The 23,266-nt window shown below is 60.0% G+C and carries 28 protein-coding genes and 1 tRNA gene; 12 read left to right on the top strand and 17 right to left on the bottom strand.

Translation table 11 applies throughout. The features are described 5' to 3' along the window. Positions 1–126 precede the first annotated feature (126 nt). On the top strand, positions 127–981 hold the full coding sequence (locus EGH25_RS05735) for an SAM-dependent methyltransferase (protein ID WP_266086684.1): 855 nt from the start codon (positions 127–129) through the stop codon (positions 979–981). Here EGH25_RS05735 and EGH25_RS05730 read toward each other — a convergent pair. Both EGH25_RS05730 and EGH25_RS05725 read right to left on the bottom strand, forming a co-directional pair. Further along, positions 978–1,514, bottom strand: a complete 537-nt coding sequence (locus tag EGH25_RS05730) for a response regulator (protein WP_266086683.1) — start codon at positions 1,512–1,514, stop codon at positions 978–980. The genes EGH25_RS05735 and EGH25_RS05730 overlap by 4 nt on opposite strands. Before the next feature lie 347 nt (positions 1,515–1,861). Beyond that, positions 1,862–1,932: transfer RNA gene (locus EGH25_RS05725), tRNA-Gly, on the bottom strand. Positions 1,933–2,065: 133 nt separating this feature from the next. On the opposite strand from EGH25_RS05725, the gene EGH25_RS05720 reads away from it, so the two are divergent. Beyond that, positions 2,066–2,761: a Dna2/Cas4 domain-containing protein gene (locus EGH25_RS05720; RefSeq protein WP_266086682.1), complete on the top strand. Its 696-nt coding sequence runs from the start codon at positions 2,066–2,068 to the stop codon at positions 2,759–2,761. On the opposite strand, the gene EGH25_RS05715 is transcribed toward EGH25_RS05720, so the two are convergent. Next, positions 2,742–3,341, bottom strand: coding sequence for an L-threonylcarbamoyladenylate synthase (locus tag EGH25_RS05715; RefSeq protein WP_266086681.1), 600 nt, complete (start codon positions 3,339–3,341; stop codon positions 2,742–2,744). The genes EGH25_RS05720 and EGH25_RS05715 overlap by 20 nt on opposite strands. Next, on the bottom strand, positions 3,338–3,958 hold the full coding sequence (locus EGH25_RS05710) for a helix-turn-helix domain-containing protein (protein WP_266086680.1): 621 nt from the start codon (positions 3,956–3,958) through the stop codon (positions 3,338–3,340). The genes EGH25_RS05715 and EGH25_RS05710 overlap by 4 nt, the downstream gene beginning before the upstream one ends. Positions 3,959–4,082: 124 nt before the next feature. Here EGH25_RS05710 and EGH25_RS05705 point away from each other — a divergent pair, with 124 nt between their 5' ends. The 3 genes from EGH25_RS05705 to dapF are packed head-to-tail and all read left to right on the top strand — an operon-like array spanning position 4,083 to position 6,480. Beyond that, complete coding sequence (locus EGH25_RS05705; protein WP_266086679.1) at positions 4,083–4,655, top strand: adenylate kinase; 573 nt, start codon at positions 4,083–4,085, stop codon at positions 4,653–4,655. A 48-nt stretch (positions 4,656–4,703) separates the two neighbouring features. After that, positions 4,704–5,651, top strand: coding sequence for a DUF106 domain-containing protein (locus EGH25_RS05700; RefSeq protein WP_266086678.1), 948 nt, complete (start codon positions 4,704–4,706; stop codon positions 5,649–5,651). A 19-nt stretch (positions 5,652–5,670) separates the two neighbouring features. Beyond that, positions 5,671–6,480 carry a diaminopimelate epimerase gene (gene dapF / locus EGH25_RS05695; protein ID WP_266086677.1) on the top strand — a complete coding sequence of 270 codons (810 nt, stop codon included), beginning with the start codon at positions 5,671–5,673 and terminating at the stop codon, positions 6,478–6,480. Here dapF and dapB read toward each other — a convergent pair. The 4 genes from dapB to EGH25_RS05675 form a co-directional block, all read right to left on the bottom strand. Then, positions 6,475–7,212: a 4-hydroxy-tetrahydrodipicolinate reductase gene (gene dapB, locus EGH25_RS05690; protein WP_266086676.1), complete on the bottom strand. Its 738-nt coding sequence runs from the start codon at positions 7,210–7,212 to the stop codon at positions 6,475–6,477. The genes dapF and dapB overlap by 6 nt on opposite strands. Next, positions 7,209–8,093, bottom strand: coding sequence for a 4-hydroxy-tetrahydrodipicolinate synthase (gene dapA / locus EGH25_RS05685; protein ID WP_266086675.1), 885 nt, complete (start codon positions 8,091–8,093; stop codon positions 7,209–7,211). The genes dapB and dapA overlap by 4 nt, the downstream gene beginning before the upstream one ends. Before the next feature lie 45 nt (positions 8,094–8,138). Further along, positions 8,139–8,336: a cold-shock protein gene (locus tag EGH25_RS05680; RefSeq protein WP_266086674.1), complete on the bottom strand. Its 198-nt coding sequence runs from the start codon at positions 8,334–8,336 to the stop codon at positions 8,139–8,141. Positions 8,337–8,432: 96 nt separating this feature from the next. Beyond that, on the bottom strand, positions 8,433–9,152 hold the full coding sequence (locus EGH25_RS05675) for a cell division protein CdpA domain-containing protein (RefSeq protein ID WP_266086673.1): 720 nt from the start codon (positions 9,150–9,152) through the stop codon (positions 8,433–8,435). Between the two features lie 266 nt (positions 9,153–9,418). On the opposite strand from EGH25_RS05675, the gene EGH25_RS05670 reads away from it, so the two are divergent. Beyond that, on the top strand, positions 9,419–9,583 hold the full coding sequence (locus tag EGH25_RS05670; RefSeq protein ID WP_266086672.1) for a hypothetical protein: 165 nt from the start codon (positions 9,419–9,421) through the stop codon (positions 9,581–9,583). Continuing rightward, entirely contained in the window at positions 9,580–9,816 is a 237-nt protein-coding gene (locus EGH25_RS05665; RefSeq protein ID WP_266086671.1) for a hypothetical protein, read from the top strand. Before EGH25_RS05670 ends, EGH25_RS05665 begins: the two co-directional genes overlap by 4 nt. Positions 9,817–9,883: 67 nt before the next feature. Here EGH25_RS05665 and gatB read toward each other — a convergent pair whose 3' ends face one another. After that, positions 9,884–11,323 (bottom strand): Asp-tRNA(Asn)/Glu-tRNA(Gln) amidotransferase subunit GatB, encoded by a 1,440-nt coding sequence (gene gatB, locus EGH25_RS05660; RefSeq protein WP_266086670.1) that lies wholly within the window; start codon positions 11,321–11,323, stop codon positions 9,884–9,886. Positions 11,324–11,382: 59 nt separating this feature from the next. Between gatB and EGH25_RS05655 the strand changes: the two genes are divergently transcribed. Beyond that, positions 11,383–12,309 (top strand): oxidoreductase, encoded by a 927-nt coding sequence (locus EGH25_RS05655; protein ID WP_266086669.1) that lies wholly within the window; start codon positions 11,383–11,385, stop codon positions 12,307–12,309. 3 nt (positions 12,310–12,312) lie between these two features. Here EGH25_RS05655 and EGH25_RS05650 read toward each other — a convergent pair whose 3' ends face one another. Beyond that, positions 12,313–12,789, bottom strand: a complete 477-nt coding sequence (locus tag EGH25_RS05650; RefSeq protein WP_266086668.1) for a hypothetical protein — start codon at positions 12,787–12,789, stop codon at positions 12,313–12,315. 81 nt (positions 12,790–12,870) lie between these two features. Here EGH25_RS05650 and EGH25_RS05645 point away from each other — a divergent pair, with 81 nt between their 5' ends. Continuing rightward, complete coding sequence (locus EGH25_RS05645) at positions 12,871–13,818, top strand: mechanosensitive ion channel family protein (RefSeq protein ID WP_266086667.1); 948 nt, start codon at positions 12,871–12,873, stop codon at positions 13,816–13,818. A gap of 61 nt (positions 13,819–13,879) precedes the next feature. On the opposite strand, the gene EGH25_RS05640 is transcribed toward EGH25_RS05645, so the two are convergent. Genes EGH25_RS05640 through priS form a run of 3 tightly spaced genes read right to left on the bottom strand, consistent with a single transcriptional unit; the run spans position 13,880 to position 16,126 of the window. After that, positions 13,880–14,281: a universal stress protein gene (locus EGH25_RS05640; RefSeq protein ID WP_266086666.1), complete on the bottom strand. Its 402-nt coding sequence runs from the start codon at positions 14,279–14,281 to the stop codon at positions 13,880–13,882. Next, the gene (locus EGH25_RS05635; RefSeq protein WP_266086665.1) at positions 14,278–14,922 is read right to left on the bottom strand and encodes a DNA replication complex subunit Gins51; all 645 of its coding nucleotides are present in this window, start codon (positions 14,920–14,922) and stop codon (positions 14,278–14,280) included. Before EGH25_RS05635 ends, EGH25_RS05640 begins: the two co-directional genes overlap by 4 nt. Positions 14,923–14,929: 7 nt before the next feature. Next, a complete protein-coding gene (gene priS / locus EGH25_RS05630; protein ID WP_266086664.1) occupies positions 14,930–16,126 on the bottom strand; it encodes a DNA primase catalytic subunit PriS in 1,197 nt (398 codons plus the stop codon). A 61-nt stretch (positions 16,127–16,187) separates the two neighbouring features. Here priS and EGH25_RS05625 point away from each other — a divergent pair, with 61 nt between their 5' ends. Together EGH25_RS05625 and EGH25_RS05620 are read left to right on the top strand one after the other, a co-directional pair. Next, a complete protein-coding gene (locus tag EGH25_RS05625; protein WP_266086663.1) occupies positions 16,188–16,550 on the top strand; it encodes a helix-turn-helix domain-containing protein in 363 nt (120 codons plus the stop codon). Between the two features lie 69 nt (positions 16,551–16,619). Beyond that, positions 16,620–16,880, top strand: coding sequence for a type II toxin-antitoxin system PemK/MazF family toxin (locus EGH25_RS05620; RefSeq protein ID WP_266086662.1), 261 nt, complete (start codon positions 16,620–16,622; stop codon positions 16,878–16,880). Here EGH25_RS05620 and EGH25_RS05615 read toward each other — a convergent pair. Genes EGH25_RS05615 through EGH25_RS05605 form a run of 3 tightly spaced genes read right to left on the bottom strand, consistent with a single transcriptional unit; the run spans position 16,877 to position 21,447 of the window. Beyond that, complete coding sequence (locus tag EGH25_RS05615) at positions 16,877–18,802, bottom strand: HsdM family class I SAM-dependent methyltransferase (RefSeq protein WP_266086689.1); 1,926 nt, start codon at positions 18,800–18,802, stop codon at positions 16,877–16,879. The genes EGH25_RS05620 and EGH25_RS05615 overlap by 4 nt on opposite strands. Beyond that, positions 18,799–19,767, bottom strand: coding sequence for a type I restriction enzyme HsdR N-terminal domain-containing protein (locus tag EGH25_RS05610; RefSeq protein WP_266086661.1), 969 nt, complete (start codon positions 19,765–19,767; stop codon positions 18,799–18,801). The genes EGH25_RS05615 and EGH25_RS05610 overlap by 4 nt, the downstream gene beginning before the upstream one ends. Positions 19,768–19,806: 39 nt before the next feature. Continuing rightward, on the bottom strand, positions 19,807–21,447 hold the full coding sequence (locus EGH25_RS05605; protein ID WP_266086660.1) for a tRNA uridine(34) 5-carboxymethylaminomethyl modification radical SAM/GNAT enzyme Elp3: 1,641 nt from the start codon (positions 21,445–21,447) through the stop codon (positions 19,807–19,809). Positions 21,448–21,554: 107 nt separating this feature from the next. Here EGH25_RS05605 and EGH25_RS05600 point away from each other — a divergent pair, with 107 nt between their 5' ends. Beyond that, on the top strand, positions 21,555–22,589 hold the full coding sequence (locus tag EGH25_RS05600; RefSeq protein ID WP_266086659.1) for a DHH family phosphoesterase: 1,035 nt from the start codon (positions 21,555–21,557) through the stop codon (positions 22,587–22,589). A 141-nt stretch (positions 22,590–22,730) separates the two neighbouring features. Here the strand turns inward: EGH25_RS05600 and EGH25_RS05595 are convergent, their stop codons facing one another. Next, positions 22,731–23,234 carry a YfcE family phosphodiesterase gene (locus tag EGH25_RS05595; RefSeq protein ID WP_266086658.1) on the bottom strand — a complete coding sequence of 168 codons (504 nt, stop codon included), beginning with the start codon at positions 23,232–23,234 and terminating at the stop codon, positions 22,731–22,733. Positions 23,235–23,266 lie beyond the last annotated feature (32 nt).

The following is a 23,266-nucleotide window of genomic DNA, read 5'->3' as shown; positions in this document are numbered from 1 at the left end:
AGGCGTGCGTTTTTTGTCATAGGCACTCAGAAAACGCCACGCCTCATTCTTCATTCATTCCTTATCTGAACACCGCCGCGTGGTGGTACCGAAACCGTCTACTTTCCGAGGAACCTACCCCGTGTAATGACATCCTCAGAGGTACAGGAGACGGTCAACGACTACTACGACGAGTGTCAAGTCGACTACTCGATGATGTGGGGTACCAACGACCATCTCTCGATGCATTACGGCTACCACGACGACGAGCACGAGAGCTTAGAGGACGCCGTTATCAACCTGACGCGTGTAGTCGCAGACCGCGCGGGTGTGTCAGAAGGCGATCGTGTGCTCGACGCGGGATGCGGCGTTGGGGGTAGCGCCGTCTGGTTGGCGCAGGAGCGCGGCGCGCGCGTCGACGGCGTGAACATAAACGAGATGCAGGTGGAGAAGGCGCGTCTCGGCGCGGAGGAACGCGGCGTCGAGGACGTTTCGTTCCACGTCGCCGACTACACCGACGTACCTTTTGATGACGACAGTTTCGATGTCGTCTGGGCTGTCGAAAGCGTCTGCCACACCGACGACGAGAACTCATTCCTACGTGAGGCGAAACGCGTCCTCAAGGACGACGGTGTGCTCGTGGTCGCCGACGGCTTCCTCGGAAAAGGGCGCGACGAGATGACCGACGACGAGAACGAAGGCGTCGACGCGATGCTCGAAGGCATGGCGGCACCTTCGCTGTCGACCGTCGACGAGTTCCGCGACGCGCTCGCCGAGGAGGGGTTCCAAGATACCGAGTTCGAGGACAAGTACGAAAGCGTCTATCCGTCGGCGCGGCGTATGTACCTTCTGACGCTCGTCACGTACCCCGTCGCAAAGCTCCTACGTATACTCGGCATCCGTTCGGAGAGACAGATGAAGCATCTGAGCGCGTCATACCAGCAGTACAGGATGCTGGAGAAAGGCGTCTGGGTACACGGTCTTTTCTACTCGCGTTCCTAGATGTCGCGGACGACGGACTTGAAGCCGTCGGCGGACATCTCGCGCGAAATCTCGTCGACACGTGACTCGACCTGTTCGAGGCGTTCGTTTAGGCGTGCGTACTCGTCGCTGTTAGCCAGCTCCTCGTCGGTCTTCTTCCCTTCGAAAAGTACCTTCTTGGAGACGAGCGAGTGGTACTCGATGAGCTTCTCGCCGTACTCGACCCTCTTGAGTAGCTTTTCAACCGTCTCGGTGAGTTCGTCCTTGGTGACGGGCTTTACGAGGTAGGCGTCGAACCCCATACCGATGACCTCGAACTCAGGCTCGACGGCGGTCACCACCGCAACGCGCGGATCGTAGCCGCTGTCGCGTATCTCGTCGAGTACCTCCATTCCGGATATACCCGGCATCCTTCTGTCAAGAAGAATGACCGACACGTCTTTGTGCATCGTGTCGAGCGCCTCCTCGCCGTCCGACGCCGTCAGTAGGTCGTACGTACCGGATAGCCAAGCCGAGTACGTGTCAAGAACCCCGGGGTCGTCGTCGACTATCATAACCGTACTCCGCGTCAAACGTGCTCCCCCCACGTTTTCGGACGTTTCACGGTGGAGACACAAGCCGTAGATATATAAGATTTTGTTTGCAAGAGTGTAGGTTTGGGAAGGAAAGACTTAACACTGTTCGTAGGTTCCCTGGTTCGCAGGGCACTCAAGACGGGGTCTTGCGGCATTCGTAAATCGGAGATTTACGTGTATGCAAGACAGGGTCTTGCAACAGCCGGGACTCGAACACGGTCGTTCCCTTAGGTCACTCTCTGCTCAAGTCCCGTTGCGCATTCGTCACTACGTTCCTCATGCGGCATTCGCAAATCCGAGATTTGCGGGCACGTAAGACGGGGTCTTGCGGCAGCCGGGACTCGAACCCGGGTTATGGCCTTGGCAAGGCCATGTGATACCACTACACCACTGCCGCGCGTTGTCTTGTTGCCGCGACCCTAAAATAAGCCTGTCGGTACCTCTTCGTACGGTTCGTCGGGGTTGCGGGAGCGAGAGCGACCGCGCCGTGTGGGCGTAAACCGTTTGTGGCGCGGGCACGACATTCGTCCGTGTTCCATATCTCACGCGTTCGGAACGCCGTCTACTGCGGCAGACAGGCGTACTACGAGTCACGGCGCGAGGCGTGCCACATTCCTTCGCCGGAGACACGCCTACTACGTGAGGTTGCGTACCTGTACCCGACCGTCGTGGGGTCGCCCGACGACGCGGTGCGACGTGCGCGTGAAACAGCGGGCGTCGACGTGTCTCTCGACCTAACCGACGTCAGTGACGCGCTCCGCGAGGTACGTGACGGAAGACCGTCGGTCTGGAACGCCGTCGCGCGACCCGACAGGGAGGAGAGGTACGTCGAAGGCGAGCGGTTACGCGGCACGGTCGACAAGCTGTCTTTCGGTGAGGAAGGCGTCACGGTCTCGTTGGTCAAGACGGGCGAACCGCCCGCGCGCGGCGTCTGGTCGTCGGAACGCGTTGAGGCGACGGCGGTAAACCGTCTCGCCTCTACCGTCGGTGAGGTGGAGCGCGTCGTCGTCGAGTACCCGCGCGTCGGCGCTCTACGCGAGGTAGAGATCGGCAGGGACGACGAACGCGCCCTCGGAAGGGCGTTAGAGACGCTCGAAGATATAGAGGACGGCGTACCTCCGGCGCGTACCGACGACAGATCGAAGTGCGAACCGTGTGACTTCACCGAGGAGTGCGGCGTAGAGACGCGTTCGCTCCTGACGCGTCTCAGAGACCGTTTCGGCTGATGTAGCCGCGTACGCGTTCCGCACCTGCGCCCTCACGGACGACCTCCCACGTCGTCGTGTCTACGACGGTGCTTCCGACGCCACCGGTCGCGTCGCGCGATCCGTCGTCGATAACCCCGTCGACACGGTCACCGAAGACGCCGAGTTCCTGTGGACTTGTCACCGACGGTTCGCCGCTGACGTTCGCGCTCGTGCTCGTGAGAGGACCCGTCCGGCGTAGGAGACGGCGCGCCGTACCGTCGTCGGGGACACGTACACCGACGAGCTTTCCGCCCGCTGTGACGACCTCAGGTACACGGTTACGTACGGGCACGAGGGGCGTGACGGGTCCGGGAAGGAGTTCGTCGACCAAACGCCGTGCTCCGTCGTCGAGGCGCGCGACCTTTTCGATATCGTCGGTATCCGCGACGGCGACGCTGACGGGACGTTCGCGCGGTCTTCCCTTGACCTCGTAGACGCGTCTAACCGCGTCCTCGTTGAACGCGTCACCACCGACGCCGTAGACCGTCTCCGTCGGGTAGACGACGACGCCTCCGTGGTCGACGAGTTCCACCGCCTCCTCGACCGTGACACGTCTCATAGATCGACGTCGACCTCTGCGTCCTCGGTCGCGCCTTCGAGACCGTCGCGTTTTGCGTCGGGCGTGAAAGTCTCCGTTATCTCGCGGTCTTCGAGTACCGCCTCAAGCCTCTCGGCGTACTCGCCGTCGACATCTTCGGATTCGCGTTTTGCCTCGACGGCTTGTCTGTACGCACGGACTGTCGACGCGCTAACGCCGAGTTCCTCCGCCGCCTCGGCGTTCGTCACGCCTTCGTCGACGAGTTCACGTAGACGGTCGATACCGAACGGTGCGTCGAAGTCGGGGTCACGGAACAGATGGAGACCTATACGTGCGCGTTTTACGGTCTTGTCGAGGCTGTCGTCGCCGAGCTTCCGCGCGATCTCGGTGTCGGACGCCCCTTCGTGGTAGAGACGTACGACACGGACGGTCTGGTCGTCGTCGAGCGATGTCTCGAAGCCGTACTCGTCACGCATCTCGTCGACCGTCTCGCGTATCTCCTCGTCAACCTCCTCCTTGTCGGGGAGTGTTCCGCGTTCCTCTTGGCGCTCCTCTGTCACCGTCGACTCGTCGGTAACGTCGACGAACAGGTCGCGTAGTTCCTCGGCTTTCTCCTCCTTTTCCTTTTCATCTGACATCTTTCTTCACCATACGGCGTTAAAACCGGCGTATATTACTTCCGGAACCGCATAAAGCCAACGACACGTCGGTACGAAGCGGCGTATGGATTGATATTTAACGGACCGCCGCAAGCCTACATCTATGACAGTAGCGGTACTGACAGGCGTTCCGGGCGTCGGAGCCACGACGGTGGCGGAGAAGGCGAACGAGGCTCTCGAAGAGAGAGGTGCGGGGTATGAGGTCGTCTCCTTCGGTACTGAGATGCTCGAAACCGCCCGCGACGAAGGGCTTGTGGAGGAGCGCGACGAGATGCGTAAGCTACCGAGCGACGAGCAGAAACGCGTACAGGAGAAGGCTGGCGAACGTATCGCCGAACGCGCCGAGGATACGAACATCATGGTCGACACCCACTGTACGATAAAGACGCCTGAGGGCTACCTGCCGGGTCTTCCCGAATGGGTGCTCGACGCGCTCCAGCCCGACACCGTGGTACTCGTCGAAGCTACGCCCGACGAGATCCTTTTCCGTAGACTCGACGACGAGACACGGACGCGGGATATGGAGAACACTGAGGAGCTTGCGACGCATCAGGATATGAACCGTAACGCCGCGATGAGCTACGCGACTCTCACGGGTGCGACGGTTAAGATAGTCGAGAACCCCGACGGCGGCGTCAAGGAGGCGGCTGGGGAACTCGTCGACGCGCTCGCGTAGACGACGGGTAACGAAAGCCCTTTGAGGAGAGACCGGTAATCCACGACGATGACCAAGACGAGGAGGAAGGCGGAGACGCTTATCGAGGAGGACGCCGAGATGGAGGGCGTTCTCAAACGCGTCCTTGAGGTACAGGACGAGGAAGGCGTCGTTGAATGGAGCGACCTGAGCGACGACGCTTCGAGCGGTCAGTGGGGTCGTCTCATCGAGAAGGGCGTCCTCGTCGACTCGGACACGGACGACGGCTTCGTGGCTAAGGACGAGGACGACCTGCGCGACCTGCTCGGTCTGTCGGGAGAGTCGGAGGTCTCGTCGATAGCCGAAACGGACGTTGAGGTCGAGGATATAGACACGAGCTGGTCGATATACGACAAAGGGGCGGCTCTCGTCGGTCTCTTCCTCATAATTTTCGGTTACAGGAACGCGGATATACAGGAAGCCATAGGCGGTATCATAGGAACCGCCGTGTCGCCGATCCACGACGGTCTGGGCGTACCCTACTACCTCGTAATACTCATCTTCGCAGTCCTGACGGGCGTCTATTCGAGCTACCTACAGCTATACCTCATGGACTGGGACTGGGTGAGCGCACAGCAGGAGAAGGTGAAGGATATACAGTCACAGCTAAAGGAGGCGCAGATGAGCGACGATGACGAGCGCGAGGAGGAGCTACGTGAGGAGCAGATGGGCGTCATGTCGGAGCAGATGAAGATGTTCAAGATGCAGTTCCGTCCTTCGGTATGGATACTCGTCTTCACCATACCTATATTCCTCTGGCTCTTCTGGACTTTCTCGACGCGTTTCGGCGGCGAGCCACATCTCGCGGGCGAGGCGATGCCTACTATAGTCATGCCGTTCCGCGGGAGCATCGAGTTCAGCGAGTCCGTCTTCGACTTCCCTGCGTTCCTTGAAGGCTGGCTGTTCTGGTACATACTCTGTTCGTTCGGCTTCGGTCAGGTAATGCGTAAGGTACTCGGTGTAAACCCGACGACATGAGACGGACAGGGGCGAGAGCATGACCGCGTTCACCAAGGCGCACGGAAACGGCAACGACTTCGTGATAGTCGACGAATGGAACGCCAACCGTGTCGACGAGGACGAGAAGGCGTCCTTCGCCGAACGTTACTGCGACAGGCGGCGCGGTGTGGGAGGCGACGGCGTCGTATTCGTGTCAGAAGGCGACGACGCCGACGCGCGTATGCGTCTCTACCAGCCCGACGGCGACACCGTCGAGATGTGCGGCAACGCGTTACGTTGCATCGCGCGTTTCTGCGTCGAACGCGGCTACTTCGAGGACGGGGAGGCTTTCGACGTCGAGACGGGCGCAGGAAGACGTGAGGTGGTCTGGAACGCCGACGACGAAACCGCACGCGTCGAGATGGGCGTGCCGTCGTTCGATGCGGAGGACGTTCCCGCACACAGTGAGGTGATCGAGGAAGAAGTCGCCGGACGTACGGTCACTGCGGTGAACACGGGGGTGCCGCACGCCGTCATCTTCGCCGATAACGTCGGTACGGTGAACGTCGAGGACGAGGCACCGCGTCTGCGCCACGCCGACGTCTTTCCCGACGGCGCGAACGTCAACTTCGCAGAGGAGGCTGACGACGGATACACAGTAAGGACGTTCGAGCGCGGCGTCGAGGGCGAGACGTTGGCGTGCGGTACAGGGGCGGTCGGTGTCGCGGCGGTCGCACGGCGTCTACACGGCGCGGGCGACGAGGTGAAAGTTGAGACGCGCGGCGGCGAACTCGTCGTGGGTTTCGACGACGGCGTCGCGTATCTGCGCGGTGACGCCGAGCTCGTCTACGAAGGCGAGACGTTATAGATCGAGCACATCGTCCATGCCGTACGTCCCCGGTTCGGCGTCGATCGCGAACCTTGCGGCGTCAAGCGCGCCCTCGGCGAACGCCTTTCTGTCGCTCGCGCGGTGTGTGAGCGTCAGCGACTCGTCGCCCTCCGCGACAAGCACCTCGTGTTCTCCGACGACGTCGCCCGCCCTACGCGCGTGAACGCCTATCTCGTCACCGCGCGGCGCTTCGCCCTTTCTTCCATGTACGTGTTCGCGCTCGCCGACGGCGTCCTCTATACGTTCGACGGTCGTGAGCGCCGTGCCCGACGGCGCGTCACGTTTCCCGCGGTGGTGCGTCTCCGTCACCTCAAAGTCGGCGTCTGGGAGAAGTTCGGCGGCGCGTTCGACGACCTCCCAGAAGACGTTGACGCCGCGCGCGAAGTTACTCGCGCGTACGACGGCGACGTGGTGCGTTGCCTCGCCGAGCGCGTCCTCTGCACCGTCGTCGAGCGCCGTCGTTCCCGTCACGAGAGGCGTACCCGTCTCGCGCGCCGTCTCGGCAGAGAGGCGCGTCGCTTCGGGCGTCGAGAAGTCGACGGCAACCTCCGCCGTCTCGAAAAGGTCGCGCGCGCCGTCGGGTCCGACGACATCCTCGTCCGGTTCGCTCGCCATACCGCCGACGTACTCGAACCTTCGGTCGTCGCGCGCCGCCTCTACGACGAGCGTGCCGGTTCGTCCCGTCGCACCGACGACCGCGACATGCGTCATTCGCCGTACCCCCGTACGGCACCGAGTATCTCGTCGACGCTCTCTTCGGGAACGTCGTCGCTGAGGGGTAGACGGGGTTCAGAGGAACAGAGACCGAGTTCCTCGACGGCTATCTTGACCGGAACCGGGTTCGACTCGACGAACATCGCATCAAAGACGGGGAGGAGTTCGGCGTGCAGACTCCGCGCCGTCTCGTAGTCGCCGTCGCGCGCCGCACCGACGAGTTCGCACATACGCCGCGGGAACAGGTTGGCTGTAACGCTGATAACCCCCGTACCTCCGACCGACAGAAGCGGTAGTGTCATAGAGTCATCACCGGATACGACTTCGAAATCCTCGTCGCGCGTCCGTGCGCACAGCCTGCTTATCTTGTTTATATCGCCGCTCGCCTCCTTGACACCGACGATGTTCGGATGGCGCGCGAGTTCGACGATAACGTCGTCGGGGACGTTCTGCCCCGTCCTTCCGGGGACGTTGTAGACCAGGACAGGTAGGTCTACCTCATCCGCAACCGTCTCGTAATGTTCGACGAGTCCCGAGTCGTTGGGTATGTTGTAGTACGGCGATATGAGAAGCGCACCGTCAGCACCCGCTTCGCGCGCGTGCTTCGTGAGTTCGAGAGCCTCGTGTGTCGAGTTCGAACCCGTGCCTGCGACGACGCGCGTATCCGCTCCCGCCTCCTCGACGACGTACTCGACGACCTTCTTGTGCTCCTCGTGTGTCAACGTCGCGCTCTCGCCCGTCGAACCGCACGGTACGACCCCGTCGACACCGGCTTCCTCGACGTGGTCGATGACGTTACCGAGACCGTCGTAGTCGACCTCTCCGTCTGTACCGAAAGGCGTGACTATCGCGGGATAGACGCCCTCTGTTATACTCATACCCGAAACACGGAAGGCTGTCTAAAGACCGTTACGGGTCGCGCGTTACGAGAGGCGCGCGACATCCGCGGCGCGCGGTCCGTCCTCCCCCTCCTCAACACGGAACTTGACCTTCTCGCCTTCCTCGATTACCGCGCCGCGCACCTGTGATATATGGAAGAAGACATCGTCGTCGTCGTCCTGCATCTCTATGAATCCGTACTTCTTGTCCTCGTGATAGAACTTGACAGTTCCTTCTGGCATCTGAACCACTGTTTGGTTCGGGTTGTGGACGGAGCTAAAAAGCCCTTTCTATACAAAAGCCGGTGTACGACTTGTTCAGACGGACGAACGAGACGGTCAGTCCTCGCCACGGTACCGTTCGGAGACGTCTTCGCGCATGGATCTTTCGTGCTGTTCAGACACCGTCCGGAGTCTGTTTTCGATTTCGTCTACGGTTGACCGGATCCTCCGGTTCTCCTCGCTGATCTCGTTCACCGTCGACGACTGGCTTTCGAGTTTCTTCTCTAACCTGTCCACCTTATGAACCAGCTGTTTTACGCGCCTGTCGGGGTTCGAGCGGTGGAAACCTTCCGTCCAGACGCGTACGAGCGCGGGCAGGACAAGAAAGATGATTCCTAAGAAGTATACAGCCGAAACCCAGCCTGAGCTATCCGGAGAGGGTGACCGAGAAAGGGCGTTCCAGTTGGTTGGGTAGTAGAAGACAAACAGCACGACAGCGACGGAACACAGAAACGCACCGGTCGCCAGAGCACCCCTGTGAACGTGTCTTACAGGTAGCTCACGAACCGTTGCGTAAAGCACAGCAGGCGCACCGGACGCGGCGAGAACCGCCGCCGTCTGACGCGCCACCCAGAGGTTCGTGTCACCTTTTCCGAGAACAGAGCTGAGTATAAATATTAGAAAGCCTATAATTACAAGCGAGGTGCCGATGGCGAAGATCCAGTAGCCGTAGACCTCCTCGGAGTAGACTGAAGACCCGAAACGACTCCTGTGCCACCTTTCTACGGTCTCCGGCAAGAGGTTTGGTTCGGATCCGGCGGTGTCGTCTTTGGTCATACATCTTGTTGTATCTCATGGAGATATAAAATACGTATGCCTCAGTTAGAAACCCTACACATCGTTAACGGATCGGAGGTAACAGTCGTTAGGTCTGGTTCTATGTCAAACACGCCTGTATTATCTTATCTATGTTTAGCTATTAGGCTATTTGCTACTACTTTACGCTCCAGTAGCGGGATTAGAGCTATGCATATGGTAGAATATGACAGATACTTGGACATACAGTAAAGTATAAGTGCCCGTGGCTTTTTTGATATACTGTAATGAGCGTAAAACGAAACGCGAGCGAGACAGTACCGGGTTCGACGTACAGAACAGCGAGCTACACGCCCTGCGAAAACTGCGGCGAAGGCGCTATGGTCTGGGACGAAGACGCGGGCGCAAGCAGATGTAACTGCTGTGGAAACGTCTACGAGGGTCGTCCATGACGCCGGAGAGATGTCCGGTCTGTGGAGGACTCGTCGCCGTGCGCGAGGCTCTTAGCGCCGTAGGAGGCGGACGCTCCGTGCCCGAACGTAAACGGAGAACACTGGAGTACAGGTTCAGCGCGGTCGACGCGGGATACGGAGAGATCTGCTCCGACTGCGAATCGGCTCTGCGGGGGGCGGTGGAGCCGCCTTCCGGGGAGGTATCCGACGAGGGGGTGGTCGTTAAGACTTAGCTGTCGCCTCTGTGTCAGCGACATCCGTTCACCTGCGCCTTTCGAGCCGGGGCTTGCCCCGCCCCGCTCAGCCTTCCTGTTTTTTACGACCGTCGAGTTCGTCGCGCAGAACCTCGTTTACGGTCGCCGGGTCGGCGCTTCCGCCCGTCTTCTGCATCACCTGACCGACGAGGAAGTTTATAGCCCCGTCGTCACCTCCGAGGTAGTCGTCAACGGCATCGGGGTTCTCTTCGATAGCCTCGCGCGTCGCCTCTACGGTCTCGTCCTCGGTCGCGGCGCGTAGGTCGCGTTCGTCGACGATATCGACAGGGGGGCGGTCTTCGTCGAGCGCGGCGCGCAGAGCCTCGACACCGTTTGCGTCGGTGAGTTCGTCGTCGGAAACGAGGGAGACGAGCGCCGCGAACTCCTGCGCGTCGACGGTGTCGACGTCGGCGTCGCGGTAGTTTAGCTCACGTAGGAGTTCGTCGGCGACCCATGTAGCCGCGAGTTGGGGGTCTACGCTCTCGGAGACATCCTCATACATGTCGGCGACCGTCTTACGTGACGTGAGCTTCTCGGCGACCTCGTCGGAGACGCCGTACTCGTCACGGAACCGGTCGCGGCGCTCGCGCGGGAGTTCGGGTACGCCCACGTCGTCCTTGAACTCCGTCGTGCGCAGGACGGGTATATCCGCCTCCTCGAAGTACCTGTAGTCCTTCTCCTCCTCCTTCTCTCGTAGTGTGACGGTCACGCCACGGTCGTCGTCGTAATGGCGCGTCTCCTGTGTAACGTCGCCGCCTCGTTTGAGACGGTTCTTCTGACGCGTGACCTCGTAACGGAGTGCGCGGACAACGCCCTTCGTGGAGCCTATGTTCTTGACCTCCGTACGGTTGCCCGTTTCGCCGTCCTGCGATATAGAGACGTTGGCGTCGACACGGAGAGCGCCCGCGCGCGACGCGTCGAAGACATCGAGGTACTCCAGAATCTCGCGGAGCGTATCGACGACTGCGCGCGCCTCCTCAGGCGAACGTATGTCGGGTTCGGTCACGGTTTCGAGTAACGGCGTACCGCTCCGGTTGTAGTCGACGAGCGTGTAGTTCGAACGTTCTATGGAGCCACCCTTGTGGACGAGGGAGCCGGGATCCTCCTCCATATGCGCGCGGCGTATACGTATCTCGTGATCCTCGTCCTCTACGCTCACGACGAGGCTACCGTCCTCGTTTATGGGTGCGTCGTACTGCGAAATCTGGAAGTTCTTGGGCAGGTCGGGGTAGAAGTAGTTCTTCCTATGGAACCTCGTCTCGTCACGTATCTCGCAGTCGAGCGCCTTACCGACACGGACGGCGTACTCGACGGCGCGTTTGTTGACGACGGGTAACGCACCGGGCAGACCGAGACAGACGGGGCAGGTGTGCGTATTAGGCTCGGCGTCGTCGTAGTCGGTGGAGCACGAACAGAACATCTTGGTCTCCGTGTCGAGCTGGACATGTATTTCGAGTCCTATCACGACCTCAAAGTCGTCGGTCATCGGTGAGGATTGCGTCGTGGCGTACAAAAGTATATTGGAGAGCGGGGACTGTGTTACGTATGCCTTGGACAGCCGACGACGTTCCGTCGATGGAAGGAAAGACGGTCGTAGTCACGGGTGCTAACACCGGCATCGGGTACCACGCGGCGCGTGTCTTCGCCGAGAAGGGGGCGGACGTCACGTTGGCGTGTAGGAGCGTCGAACGCGGCGAAGAAGCGGCGGACGGTATACGCGGCGGTGCGCCCGACGGTTCGGTCGATGTACGCGAACTCGACCTTGCATCGCTCGCGTCGGTCGAGGGTTTCGCCGACAGATTCACCGATGACTACGACGCGCTCGACGTCCTGTGCAACAACGCGGGCGTTATGGCGATACCCCGGCGCGAGACGGAGGACGGCTTCGAACAGCAGTTCGGCGTCAACCATCTCGGACATTTCGCGCTGACGGCACGTCTCAGCGACCTACTCGTCTCGACCGACGGCGCGCGCGTGGTGACGACGAGTAGCGGCGCGCACGAGCGCGGAGAGATACGGTTCGACGATCTTCACGGTGAGAAGGAGTACAGTCAGTGGGGCGCGTACGCGCAGAGCAAGCTCGCAAACCTGCTTTTCGCGTTCGAGCTTCAGCGGCGTTTCGAGGACGCGGATGTCGACGCCAAGAGCATCGGTGTTCATCCGGGGTACGCCGACACCGACCTCCAGCGCCGGGGACCTGAGATGGAAGGCTCGCGTCTGAAGCTCGGTATCATGAAGGCTATGAACGCAGTCGTCGCCCAGAGCGCCGAACGCGGCGCGCTACCGATACTTTACGCCGCGACCGCGGAAACAGAAGGCGGCGTGTACGTCGGTCCGGGAGGCTTCATGAACATGCGCGGCTATCCGGAGGTGCAGGAGCCGAACGAGTCGACGCGCGACGAGGAGACTGCAAGGCGTCTCTGGGAGGCTTCGGAGGGACTGACGGGCGTGGGGTTCGAGATCGACAGCTGACAGCTATCCCGTCGTGTTGAGATGGAAGTACTGGTGCGTCGTGTTACCCGACGTTCCCGTCGGCTCCGTTCCTCTGAGTAGGTCGGCGAGCCTCTGTGGGCAGTACAGCGGTAACGGTGGCTCGTATCCTGACCAGACAAGGACGAAGGTGATGTTCGGCTCCGAGTAGCCGTCGGGGACGCGAACCGAAACCCGGTCGCGCTCCGATCCGTTCGGGTACCATTCGACCGCAGTACCGGAACCAGCGACGTACAGCTCCTTCGTGTACCTGCCGGTGTGTAGCTTGGGACCGCTTGCGTGCCTCACCGTAACCACGCCTTCGTTGAGATTAGCCTCGTAATCCGCGTCCGGGTGGTCTAAGGCAAGGTCGTCGTGGCATCCCGGTACCGCGCCGAGGGGCAGGGCGTACCATATGGCAATGGCTGTTACGTAGACTGCGACCGCCGCTGCGCAGGCGTAGGCAGCGTGCTTGAGCTTCACACCGCCCGATTATGATCGAAGAGGCATTAGTTTGGTGCAGGACACCGAAAAGGATAATCCGCGCTTGTCCCTTTTCGGGGTATGTCACAAGCCTCGGCGGCGCGCGACTGGCTCGTCAACAACGCCGAGACGGCGTACGCCGAAGCCGTCGACTGGCTGAGCGCCAACCTGCCTAACTTCCTTCTCGCGTTCCTCATAATCGTGGTCGGGTACAGGGTATCGATAGCCGCCAAGAGGTACGCCGGACGCCCCGTCTATAGCTGGATAGGGCGCGAGAGCGTCGCGTCGACGTTGCTTCGTCTGATCAAGCTCTCGATCATACTCCTCTCCGTCCTTCTCGCCTTCCGTGTAGCGTTCGGCTTCTCGCCGACCTCGCTCCTCCTGACGGCGACGGTCTTCTCCGCCGTCGTCGGTATAATACTCGCGCCGCTCGTCGGCGACATAATAAACGGCGTCTTCGTCCTAAGCGACCAGCCGTACGAGGTCGGCGACATGGTAGAGATAGTCGATACGGGGAAGGTCGGCTTCGTCGAGGAGGTCACGATACGGTATACGAAGGTGTTCACCATCGACAACACGTTCCTCGTAATCCCTAACTCGGAGATACGTAAACGTGATGTCGTCAACTACTCCGCCGAGGACGTACGGACGCGCCAGACTCTCGAAGTCTCTGTGACGTATGAGAGCGACGTCGTGAAGGCGCGTGAGATCCTCGTCGAGGCGGCGCAGGAGACGCCGGAGGTCATCGGGACACAGGGAAGCGTCCGTATCGGTAAGGGTGACTACCCTCTCGAACCGCGTCCGTTCATCGTCGAGTTCGGCGACCATGGCGTCAACCTCGCACTGCGTTACTGGGTGCGCGAACCGTACAGGCTACAGATGGTGAAGTCGAAGGTGAACGAAAAGATCTGGGCGAAGTTCAGACAGGAGGGGATACGTATACCGTACCCGCACAGGCATCACGTCTTCGACGACACGACGGGCGAACTCGATGTTTCGTTGGATGGGCAAGAGGAAACAGAGGGTTAGTCAGCGATCGGAGGACACCGTCGGCGAACGCGGGGTACGCGAGGGAAGAAGAGACCAAAGGCTAGTCGGCGACCTCTATACGTACGTCGAGGTTGTCGCGCAGGAAGTTCTCTATGTCGGGATCGTTACGTATCAGTCTACGGAGTGCGCGTCTCAGCCTACCCGAACGCGTCCGTCCTATGACGATAACCTCCGCCTCCCGGTTCGCCGCCTCTTCAAGTATCGCCTCCTCGACGAGAAACCCTTTGCGGACGGCGTACGACGCGTCGGTTACGTCGAACTCGTCCTGTATCTCGCGCCTCAGTCCTCTACGTGTCGCCTTCCGCTCGTTCTGAAACAGGTTGACGTGGAGGAAGACGAGATCGACGTCGTCCTCCTCCTCGTTTCGGAGTTCGAGCGCGCGCTCGACGGTACGACGGCTGTTACCCGTCAGAGGGTAACGTACGGGGACGAGCGCCTTCATGCGTTCTTCTTCACCTCAACCGCCGCCTCCTTCTCACAGAGCGCGCGCGCGTTCTCCTCAGGGATACGTGCGACGTCCTCCTCCCCTAACGAGTACTCGCGTCCGTCGGTACCGACAAAGTCGGGTAGCGACTCGACAACGCGTACGGTCGCGTAGCCGTCTTCGCCCGACTCGTCGTCGGCGCTTTCTTGGGTTACCTGCGCCGATCCGGCGGCGTTTCGTGCCTCGGTCGCGCCGATCGTCTCGCCCTCGTCGCCGTCGTCCCTGAGAGCGCCTTCGAGAAGACCCTCGACGTGCTCCTGCCCCGCACGTATCTCGTCGACTATTCTCTCGTACATATCGCGCTCCTCGCGCGTCATACGTTCCTCGGTCGCCGTATGTCCGTTGGCTGAAAGCGAAGCCATCTTGACGACCTTGCCGACGCGGCGTTCGTAGACCGCCTCCGCGACCTGACGCGCGCTGTTGAGTTCGTCGTTGAGACGTTGCGCCTCCTCCGAGTAAGGGTCGTCGCACGCGTCGCGTTTCTCGCGCAGGGACTCGATGTAGTCGGCGGCGTCCTCGTAGAAAGAGTCGGGTAGCTCCTGAAGCTTCTCCGACCGCCTTTCGTCGGCTTGTGCCGCACGTAGGTCTTCTAACTCCATATACTGGTCACCGTAGCCGTAGGTCGCCGCGTAACATACCGAAGATAGCGGCGTACTCCGGGACGGAAAACTCGCCCGCCTCGGTATTAAATCTTCTTCCTCCGACCTCGAACTCGACGGCTTCGTCGGCGACGACTGTCTGTTCGCGGTTCGAGAAGACGACGGCGTCACGTAACGGGTCGAATCCGTCGAGTTCACCGCGTCCGAGGGGTACGACACGGAAACCCGTACCCCCGTGTAACGAACCCGGTAGACGTATAAGACGGCGTGTGTCGGTCGTCACGGGTTCGTCGGTCTCTGCGCTCGTCTCTTCGACGGCGCGGAGGAGGAGCGTCTCCCAGAAGCCGCGCGCGCCCCTTGCGACGTCGAGGTTGCCCGACCCTATCTCTTCGCGTCTGTCACGGAAGACCTCAAGTAGCTTGTCCGCCTTCTTTTCGCCGACGTTGTCGTACCCGCGGAGGTGCTCGACGGCTTCGTCGTCCTCCATCGAAGCTACCTCGTTCGCGTACCCGACGAGCCAGTCACGTATACGTTCGCTCCACGCGCCGCCGCGTAGACGCTGAAGCTGTGTGGAGGACTTACGTCCGTGCATCCATTCGTTACGGTCGCTACCCGCGACGGTCTCCGACGAGAAGGCGTGCTCGGCACGGAACCCCGTGCCCTTGACGTAGTCGACGATCTCGCGCCGCGCGTCGCTACCGAGCGACTGCACGCGGTCGTCGTAGACGTGTATATGGTAGCCGCGTCCGCCTGAGAAGACGACGAGCGTATCCTCGAAGCCGAGATCTCCCTCGACGAACGAAAGGAGGTTAAGCAGAGCGTCCTTGCATTTCGCAAGCATCTCGGCGTACGTATCGTCGGGTTCGGCGTCGCGGAGATGGTCGGCGTCGAGGTCGAAGATCAGGTCAGCTCCCTTCCAGCCCTTGTCGGACATCGCAGAAGCCTCGGGGCGGTCGTAACGCGCCGACGAGTAGTAGACGTGTTGGGGTTTGGTGTCGGCGAGCCAGCCGTCGAGGCTTCCGAGATCGAGCAACGACTTGTGGCGTACCATACCGCCGGAGAAGACGACGTACGCCCATTCGCGGTCGTCGGGCGCGCGCGGGTCGACAACACCACCGGTGTCGCCGAACTCCGGGGCGGAGACGGTACCGCGGTAGTAGTCGCCGAACCTGCCGCGGACGTACGCGCGCGTTCTGTCGTCCATCGCGGCTTTCCTACGGCGGTGCGCTCCATATAGGCTGTGCTACGGTCAGTATAGACCGGGTATGTACAAGAGTACAAAGGTACATAGGTACGCGGAACTCATACTGTGTATGCCTATATCCGCCGACGAGTTTGAGGAACTCGAAGAGGAGACGAACGCCGAGGTCATCGTCAAGTTCCTCTCCGAGAACGAGGACAAGGCGTTCAAGGCGTCGGAGATTGCGGGAGCGACGGATGTGGACAGGAACTCGGTTCATCCGGTGCTGAAACGCCTGAGGGAGCGCGAACTGGTGCGTCACAAGCCGCCGTACTGGACGGTAGGAGACATGGAGAAGGTACGCGCGGCTTATGAACTGCACTCTGTCTCGTCTTACTTGGACAGCAAGTTGGGAGAGGAACGGCGAGAGGACTGGGTAGATGGCTGAGTTCGACGGACTGCACCGCGGCGACGTGGTACTCGCCGACGATGCGTTCAAGAAAGACGGTGAGCGTCCATGGCTCGTTTCAACAACGAGGAACATCCTTTCGACGGAGAGCAGTACGTTGTTATGGCGCTCACGACGCGGACGTGGTACGACGAACGAGTTCCTCTCGATGAGGGTGACTTCGTAGACGGTTCCGCACCGCGCGATAGCTCCATCGTTCCTCACGCTGTCGCGTCTTTACAGCCCCGCCTGATGACGGAGTACATCTGTCGCGTTGACGGGGAAGCGGTCGACGATGCAGTGGACGTACTGTTTGAGTATCTGCGCTAAGCGAACTCCGACAGGTCGGTGTCGCTCTTCGCCTTACGGAACTCGATTTCGTCGCCGACCTCTATGTCTTCGACCTCTTCGACGAGAACCTCAACGTTCTTGCCCGACTCGACGCGCTCGGTTGTCATGAGTTCGCGCCCCTTCTGGAGTTCCTCTACTGTCGCATCCAAGTCAAGGAAATCGACGAGTGTTTCGTCTATGGGTGTCGGGTCGCCGGTTTCGAGGTAGTTGTCGTACGCATCGGCGAGGTTGGCGCGCGTCTTGTCGCTCATCTCGCGTACGTCGGGTACTGGGACGGACGAAAGTTCGTAAGTGACCACCTTTAGCGCGCCACCTCCTTCGCGTCTTCCCCAGCACTCAAGTGTTCCTTTATACACTGTTGAACTAAGTATTGCCATTACAGTTCTGTCAGGTATTCCGTTATCCAATTCGGCACACTGTATAACGTCGCTTACAGGTAATCTATCCTTGTTCAGAGCGGCAAAGATTCGTTCGTTGAAGAATCCCGGATGTATAATCTCTGGTCGATTTAGTTCGCCCAAGTCAAACCATACTTTCCGAGTTGCGCAGGTCCTACGTTCGTGATATTCCTCCGCCTCACCCTGTTCGATGTACTCGCGCAGACTGTCGTAGCCGTCGCGCGACAGAGCGCGTTTGACCGTGTCAGCAGTCATCTCCTCGTTACCCATCTGCCGCACTTCCTCAACGTAATCGTGGACATCAAGCAAGTACCTGTCCGTGGAATCCTCGGTCAGAACGTCGCCTTCCTCTATCTGGCGTATGCTCTTGAGCGCGGGCTGTAAGAAACGGTCGTCTGTTCCAAGCGTACGCGCGTCGTCTTCATCGATGAAGAAGAATGCATTCGCACCCGTTGTCTCACCACGACTTACCGAACCGAGGCTGTTGAGTGGTACCGTCTTCTCGTTCTCCAGAAGCTGAATATACACGTTCGGCGCGAAAAGGTACGGCTCTATCTTGTCCCTGTCCTCGTCCATCAGATACGACTGCCTTACGGAGGTCGTTCGGTAGTTCGGACGCGAGTAAATCTTCATGTACGCGTCTTCAGGAACCGCGTAGTCGAACGTCGCCGTGTCAACAATATCAGGCGCGCTCATCTCCTCGTTGATACGGACGAAGTTGACGACGTTTTCGCGCCGCTCCTCTTCGTCCTCCGCACGCTCGGCGAGTATCAGAACCGAATCGACAAGCGCGTCCTCAAAGACACGGAGACGGAAGCCGACGACTGCGTCTATACGGTAATGGTCGTACAGAAACTCCTGCAGAGCCGCACCGTACTTGACATTCATCCATTTCGACGGCACTATGAAACCGAGCCTTCCGCCGTCGCGCAGGAACTGCGTCGCGTGAGTGATGAAGTAGACGTACAGGTCGCTTCTCGCGCTGAGTTTCTTATCGCCGTCGAAGTACGGCGTCCGGTTGTTCGTGTCGCGGAACTCCGCGCTCTTGAGATGCTCACGGAAATGCTCCTTCGACGGAAACAGGTCTTCCTGACGGACGTACGGCGGATTCGCAACCACGGCGTCAGACTTGCCGAGCGCGTTGCCGTCGTCGCCGTCGCGTCCGACCTTCCCCGCGTCGCTCTCGCGCGACATCGGATGCAGGTTGAAGAAGTCCTCGTTGTACGCGTTGATTTCATCGGTCGGTTCTGTCATCGACCGCGACGCGAGGTTAAGCGCGGTCAGATGTAGCGGGAACTTGTTGATATCGACAGCAGAGATACGGTCAAGTATCTCTTGATGACTTGCGTCGTTAGAGAGTTCGTCAATCTGCTTGTACGCCTCTACGGTTATGGTGCCGCTACCGCACGCGGGGTCGAGAACTTCGTCGTCCTCCGAATCGACGGCGTACCGCGTGAATACACGCGCAATCCGGGGGGGGGGGTATAGTACTGTCCGAGTTATTTTCGTTCCTGTTCGGGTATGAGTTCCTCGTATATGCCGCCGAGCAGGTCTTCGTCTATCTCACCGATGTCGGCGTTGACAATGTTGTTTAGGAAGTCCTCGATGCGCGTCAGTGTCTTCTTGTTCTGTGGGAACTCCTCGAAAAGAGACGCTTCGTCATCGAAGACAGCCTCGTAATCTATTTCATCCACGATAGAGTCGAAGCAGTCGCGGAGGTGTTCTTCCATCATTTCTAACGTCGTATGTTCGTGTATCGAGTCGAGAGGGAATCCGCTCTCCGTAGGTATCTCGTCGGGCGTCTTACGGCGCACGAACTCGTAGAACAGTACCTTGTTGGTGAGTAGATACGCGTACTGCTTCGCCGCTATCTTGAAAGTTTTGTCAGCGTCGGGTTCGTAGTCGTTCTCGCGCGCCCAGTTCTCAAACTTCTGACGGAAAGGCTCGCTCGACTCGTACTTGTCGCGTGCGAGTGCTTCGTAAGGCTCCCAGATTGTCGAATGAAAGCTCTGGAGGATACCGAGAACTTTCTCTTTCTCCGCCTGTTCGGGAAGCTCGTCCTCGTGGAAGAGATAGTTGACGACGAGCAGGAGTTCATCAACGAACTCCTCAACCGAGAGACTGCGCAGGTCGAAGTAGTAGTAATCGAATTCATCAAGGTCGTATCCCTGACGCGTGTCGAAGAGAAAGAAGTCGCGCGAGTTACAGGTTGCGAAGTACTCGGTGTCCTTGTCGCGGGCGTAGTCGTAAGCCTGCTTCACGACTTCGCGCTCACGCGGGTTTACGTCGTCACGTTTGACCTCAATTATGACTTCGCCTGTGCGCTTGCTCGGCACGTAGATGTCTGCCCGACGTCCCTCAACATCCTGCTCTATCTTCGGTTCGTCGTAATCAGGGAAGTTGGACTCAATCTCGTCCTTGAGACGTACGAAAAGTTCGGAATGGAACTTAGCCTCAGGCTCAACCATAGAGGGAATTGAGTAAGTCCGCGTATATCTCTTTCGCCGCTACAACCCCTTCACCATGTACGGACCGTCCCTCTCGTACCCAAGCGAACGGTAGTATTCGCGTACACCGATTCCGCTTATGACGGCGAGACGCGTGTATCCGGCTTCGCGTGCGCGCTTCTCGGCGCGTTCCATGAGACGCTCACCGTAACCGCGGTGCTGAACCGAGTCGTCCTCGACAGAGTCGTTACCGATTCCCGCCTGTCTTCCGTAGACGTGTAGCTCACGTACAACCGCCGACGATTCGAGTTCGTCGCGTACCGTCTCGCCGGGGAAACGGAGACGCAGGAAGCCGACGAGAAGGTCGTCACGTTCGTCGCCCTCGCCGGTGAACTGGAGGAAATGTTCGCGCCCGCCTGCACATTCGTACTCCGTAACGTCGAGGTGTATACCGTCGGGTGCGTCGTCGTGCATACCGACCTCCCTGCACCGTATGCAGTCGCACGTACCGCCTGTCTCATCTAGACGCTGTCTTGCGAGTTGGCGCAGGTTCGACTTGGTTACGCCGTCCTCTATTTCTGTCGCAGGTATGTCGCGCTGAACGCGGGATATGCGTGTGTACTCCGGCACACGTTCCTTCGCGCGCGCAACAACCTCCGTCGCCTCCTCGTTCGAAAGAGGTTCGAAGTCGCCGTTCTGCCACTTCGCATAGAGCGGCGTGCCACGAACGACAAGCGTCGGGTATATCTTGAGGTAGTCAGGGCGGTACGCAGGGTTGTCGAATATTTCGTGTGCGTCGTATACATCGTCTTCAGGTGTGCGTCCGGGCATGCCGGGCATCATATGGAAGCCGATCTTGAAGCCCGCGTCGTGGAGGCGGCGGTTCGCCTCGCGCGTCTCTTCGTCGCCATGCCCCCTTCCCGTCTTGCGCAGAGTCTCGTCGTCGGTCGTCTGTACGCCCATCTCGACCTTCGTACCGCCGAGACGTAACATACGGTCGACCTGCTGTTTCTCGCACCAGTCGGGCTTGGTCTCAAACGTCGTGCCTATGTTGCGTACGTCGGCGCGCTCGTTCTCGGCGACGACGTTCTCGAAGGGCGTCCAGTCGTCGGGCGTCGTGTTCGACGGCGCGTAACGGTCGTCGCCGAACTCGTTCATCGCCTGTAGGGCGCGTTTGACGAACCACTCCTGATAGTCGTGGCTCCTTGCGGACATAGTGCCTCCCATGAGTATTAGCTCGACCTTGTCGACGAGATGACCCGTCTCGCGCAGATCGTTCAGACGTTGCGTCACCTGATCGTACGGATGGTACTCGTTGTGCTCGCCGCGCATCGAGGCGGGTTCGTTCCCCGTGTACGACATAGGAGCCTCGAACTCCGAGTCAGGACCGCCGGGACAGAAGACGCACCGTCCATGCGGGCACGGTTCGGGGGAGGTCATAACGGCGACGGGCGTAACGCCGCTCGCAGTCCGTACGGGTGTCGTGCGCAGAACACGTTCCGCCTTCTCGCGGTGTTCTTCAGGTACGGCTTCGAGAACATCCGAGTTCTTGGGCACGCGCGGAGAGGAGTGCTTTCCGCAGACGCGGTTCTTGGCGCTCTCGAAGTCGTCGCGTTCCACGTCACCCTCGACAACCATCTCGGCGAGTTCCTCGACGACGCGTCCGAAGGCGTCCTTCTCGGCTTCCGCACCCGTTGTCATCGACTGTTTTTTCGCCCGGAACTTCTTGTGCCTGACGGTCGCCGACGGTAGTCGTTACGGTTAAGAAGAGCGACGCCGAACGTGTGGAGGAACGAGGAAACCCTTTGATGGCTTCCGGAAAAACGTTGTCGAGGTCAGAAGAGTTCGTATCCGTGGTAGAGAACGCCGAGACAGTCGGTGTCGTCTGCCACGACAACCCCGACCCCGACTGTATAGCGAGCGCACTCGCCCTGCAGACGGTCGCTTCGCACGCAGGGGTCGAGGAGGTAGATATACTGTACGGCGGCGAGGTTTCCCACCAGCAGAACCGTGCGTTCGTAAACCTGCTTGAGGTCGGTCTTACCGAGTTCGAGAACGCCGACCTCGGAAACTACGACATCGTGGGGTTCGTCGACCATTCGACGAAGGGTGAGAACAACTCGGTTCCGGACGAGGTTCAGATAGACTTCGTAATCGACCACCATCCGCCCGAAAACGGTGTCGACGCGGGCTTTGTGGATATACGCGAGGAGTTCGGGGCGACGACGACTATACTCGTCGAGTACCTGCGCGAACTCGGCGTTACCCCCGACACGGAGATCGCAACGGCTCTGCTTTTCGCCATACGAACCGAGACGCTCGAATACCTCCGGGGAGCGACGGAGATGGAGTACGAGGCTTCGAAGTTCCTTCACAGGTACGTCGACACCGAGCTTCTGCGCCGTATGACGGAGCCTGCGTTCACGCCTGAGACGCTCGATACCATAGGCGAGGCGATACTCGAACGCGAGGTGCGCGCCTCGTCGCTCGTCGCGGGGGTTGGGGTCATAAACGAGCGCGACGCGCTTCCGCAGGCGGCGGACTACCTGATGCGTCTCGAAGGAGTCTCAACCGTACTCGTCTTCGGTGTCGTCGGCGACCGTATAGAGGCGAGCGCACGTTCGAAGGACTCGCGCGTCAACCTCGACCGCGTTATGCGCGACGCATTCGGCGACGTGGGTAGCGGCGGCGGACACCGTGACATGGCGGGGGCACAGGTTCCTCTCGGCGTCTTCTCCGAACTCGCGGAGACCGACGACAGGATGATAGAACTCGTCTCGGGGACGGTCAAGAAACGTTTCTTCGACGAGATGAACCTCCAAGAAGACGAAGAGTCGGGTTAATCATCACGTACAGCCTTCCTGTACTCGCGTAGGAACCTCCAGCCGAGAGCGACGAGCACAGCGCCTACGCCGAGTATCGTACCCGCTACGACGATATCGACAACGTCCATACCCAAGGAAGCCGCGCGCGCCTCATAACTCTTACCCGACATCGCCGAACTCGATCAGGGTTTCGTCGTCAAGGGAGACGACGCGTCCGCCGAAGTCGCCGTCGTCGCAGACGAGCCAGCCGTACGAGGGTGGTGCGTCGCGCGGTCGCGTCGGGCTTCCGGGGTTGAGCGTCGGTACGCCGGTCTCGTTGTACGAAGGCGTGTGGCTGTGACCGCGGACGACGAGATGCGCACCCATCTCCGCCGCCTCGTAGGCTACGTCAGGCGTGCGGTGTCCGTGTACGGTACAGACGCGGACACCGTCGTACTCAAACTTCTTCCTCCGGGGAAGGGCATCGCGCACCGCAGGCGTGTCGGCGTTTCCGTGTACTGCGTGTAGGGGAGCGCCTTCGTCGAACCGGTTCAGCACCTCACGTGTCTCGAAGTCTCCCGCATGTACGACGGCGTCGGACTCATCGACGGCGGTTACGAGAGCGTCCGGAAGGTCGGCTGTTTCGAGATGTGTGTCTGACGTTACCAGAAGACGCGTGGTCATGACCGAGACGGCGCGCGCGACTGTAAACGCAT

This window comes from Halorutilus salinus (genome assembly GCF_026242195.1).
Classification (GTDB): Archaea; Halobacteriota; Halobacteria; order Halobacteriales; family Halorutilaceae; genus Halorutilus; species Halorutilus salinus.
This window is presented reverse-complemented; position numbering and strand designations above follow the sequence as displayed.

Bases quoted from the DNA above. Each gene is read 5' to 3' on its own strand.
- EGH25_RS05735 (WP_266086684.1), top strand. From the start codon at position 127: ATGACATCCTCAGAGGTACAGGAGACGGTCAACGACTACTACGACGAG.
- EGH25_RS05730 (WP_266086683.1), bottom strand. From the start codon at position 1,514: ATGATAGTCGACGACGACCCCGGGGTTCTTGACACGTACTCGGCTTGG.
- EGH25_RS05715 (WP_266086681.1), bottom strand. From the start codon at position 3,341: ATGAGACGTGTCACGGTCGAGGAGGCGGTGGAACTCGTCGACCACGGA.
- EGH25_RS05710 (WP_266086680.1), bottom strand. From the start codon at position 3,958: ATGTCAGATGAAAAGGAAAAGGAGGAGAAAGCCGAGGAACTACGCGAC.
- EGH25_RS05705 (WP_266086679.1), top strand. From the start codon at position 4,083: ATGACAGTAGCGGTACTGACAGGCGTTCCGGGCGTCGGAGCCACGACG.
- EGH25_RS05700 (WP_266086678.1), top strand. From the start codon at position 4,704: ATGACCAAGACGAGGAGGAAGGCGGAGACGCTTATCGAGGAGGACGCC.
- dapF (WP_266086677.1), top strand. From the start codon at position 5,671: ATGACCGCGTTCACCAAGGCGCACGGAAACGGCAACGACTTCGTGATA.
- dapB (WP_266086676.1), bottom strand. From the start codon at position 7,212: ATGACGCATGTCGCGGTCGTCGGTGCGACGGGACGAACCGGCACGCTC.
- dapA (WP_266086675.1), bottom strand. From the start codon at position 8,093: ATGAGTATAACAGAGGGCGTCTATCCCGCGATAGTCACGCCTTTCGGT.
- EGH25_RS05680 (WP_266086674.1), bottom strand. From the start codon at position 8,336: ATGCCAGAAGGAACTGTCAAGTTCTATCACGAGGACAAGAAGTACGGA.
- EGH25_RS05675 (WP_266086673.1), bottom strand. From the start codon at position 9,152: ATGACCAAAGACGACACCGCCGGATCCGAACCAAACCTCTTGCCGGAG.
- EGH25_RS05670 (WP_266086672.1), top strand. From the start codon at position 9,419: ATGAGCGTAAAACGAAACGCGAGCGAGACAGTACCGGGTTCGACGTAC.
- EGH25_RS05665 (WP_266086671.1), top strand. From the start codon at position 9,580: ATGACGCCGGAGAGATGTCCGGTCTGTGGAGGACTCGTCGCCGTGCGC.
- gatB (WP_266086670.1), bottom strand. From the start codon at position 11,323: ATGACCGACGACTTTGAGGTCGTGATAGGACTCGAAATACATGTCCAG.
- EGH25_RS05655 (WP_266086669.1), top strand. From the start codon at position 11,383: ATGCCTTGGACAGCCGACGACGTTCCGTCGATGGAAGGAAAGACGGTC.
- EGH25_RS05645 (WP_266086667.1), top strand. From the start codon at position 12,871: ATGTCACAAGCCTCGGCGGCGCGCGACTGGCTCGTCAACAACGCCGAG.
- EGH25_RS05640 (WP_266086666.1), bottom strand. From the start codon at position 14,281: ATGAAGGCGCTCGTCCCCGTACGTTACCCTCTGACGGGTAACAGCCGT.
- EGH25_RS05635 (WP_266086665.1), bottom strand. From the start codon at position 14,922: ATGGAGTTAGAAGACCTACGTGCGGCACAAGCCGACGAAAGGCGGTCG.
- priS (WP_266086664.1), bottom strand. From the start codon at position 16,126: ATGGACGACAGAACGCGCGCGTACGTCCGCGGCAGGTTCGGCGACTAC.
- EGH25_RS05625 (WP_266086663.1), top strand. From the start codon at position 16,188: ATGTACAAGAGTACAAAGGTACATAGGTACGCGGAACTCATACTGTGT.
- EGH25_RS05620 (WP_266086662.1), top strand. From the start codon at position 16,620: ATGGCTCGTTTCAACAACGAGGAACATCCTTTCGACGGAGAGCAGTAC.
- EGH25_RS05610 (WP_266086661.1), bottom strand. From the start codon at position 19,767: ATGGTTGAGCCTGAGGCTAAGTTCCATTCCGAACTTTTCGTACGTCTC.
- EGH25_RS05605 (WP_266086660.1), bottom strand. From the start codon at position 21,447: ATGACAACGGGTGCGGAAGCCGAGAAGGACGCCTTCGGACGCGTCGTC.
- EGH25_RS05600 (WP_266086659.1), top strand. From the start codon at position 21,555: ATGGCTTCCGGAAAAACGTTGTCGAGGTCAGAAGAGTTCGTATCCGTG.
- EGH25_RS05595 (WP_266086658.1), bottom strand. From the start codon at position 23,234: ATGACCACGCGTCTTCTGGTAACGTCAGACACACATCTCGAAACAGCC.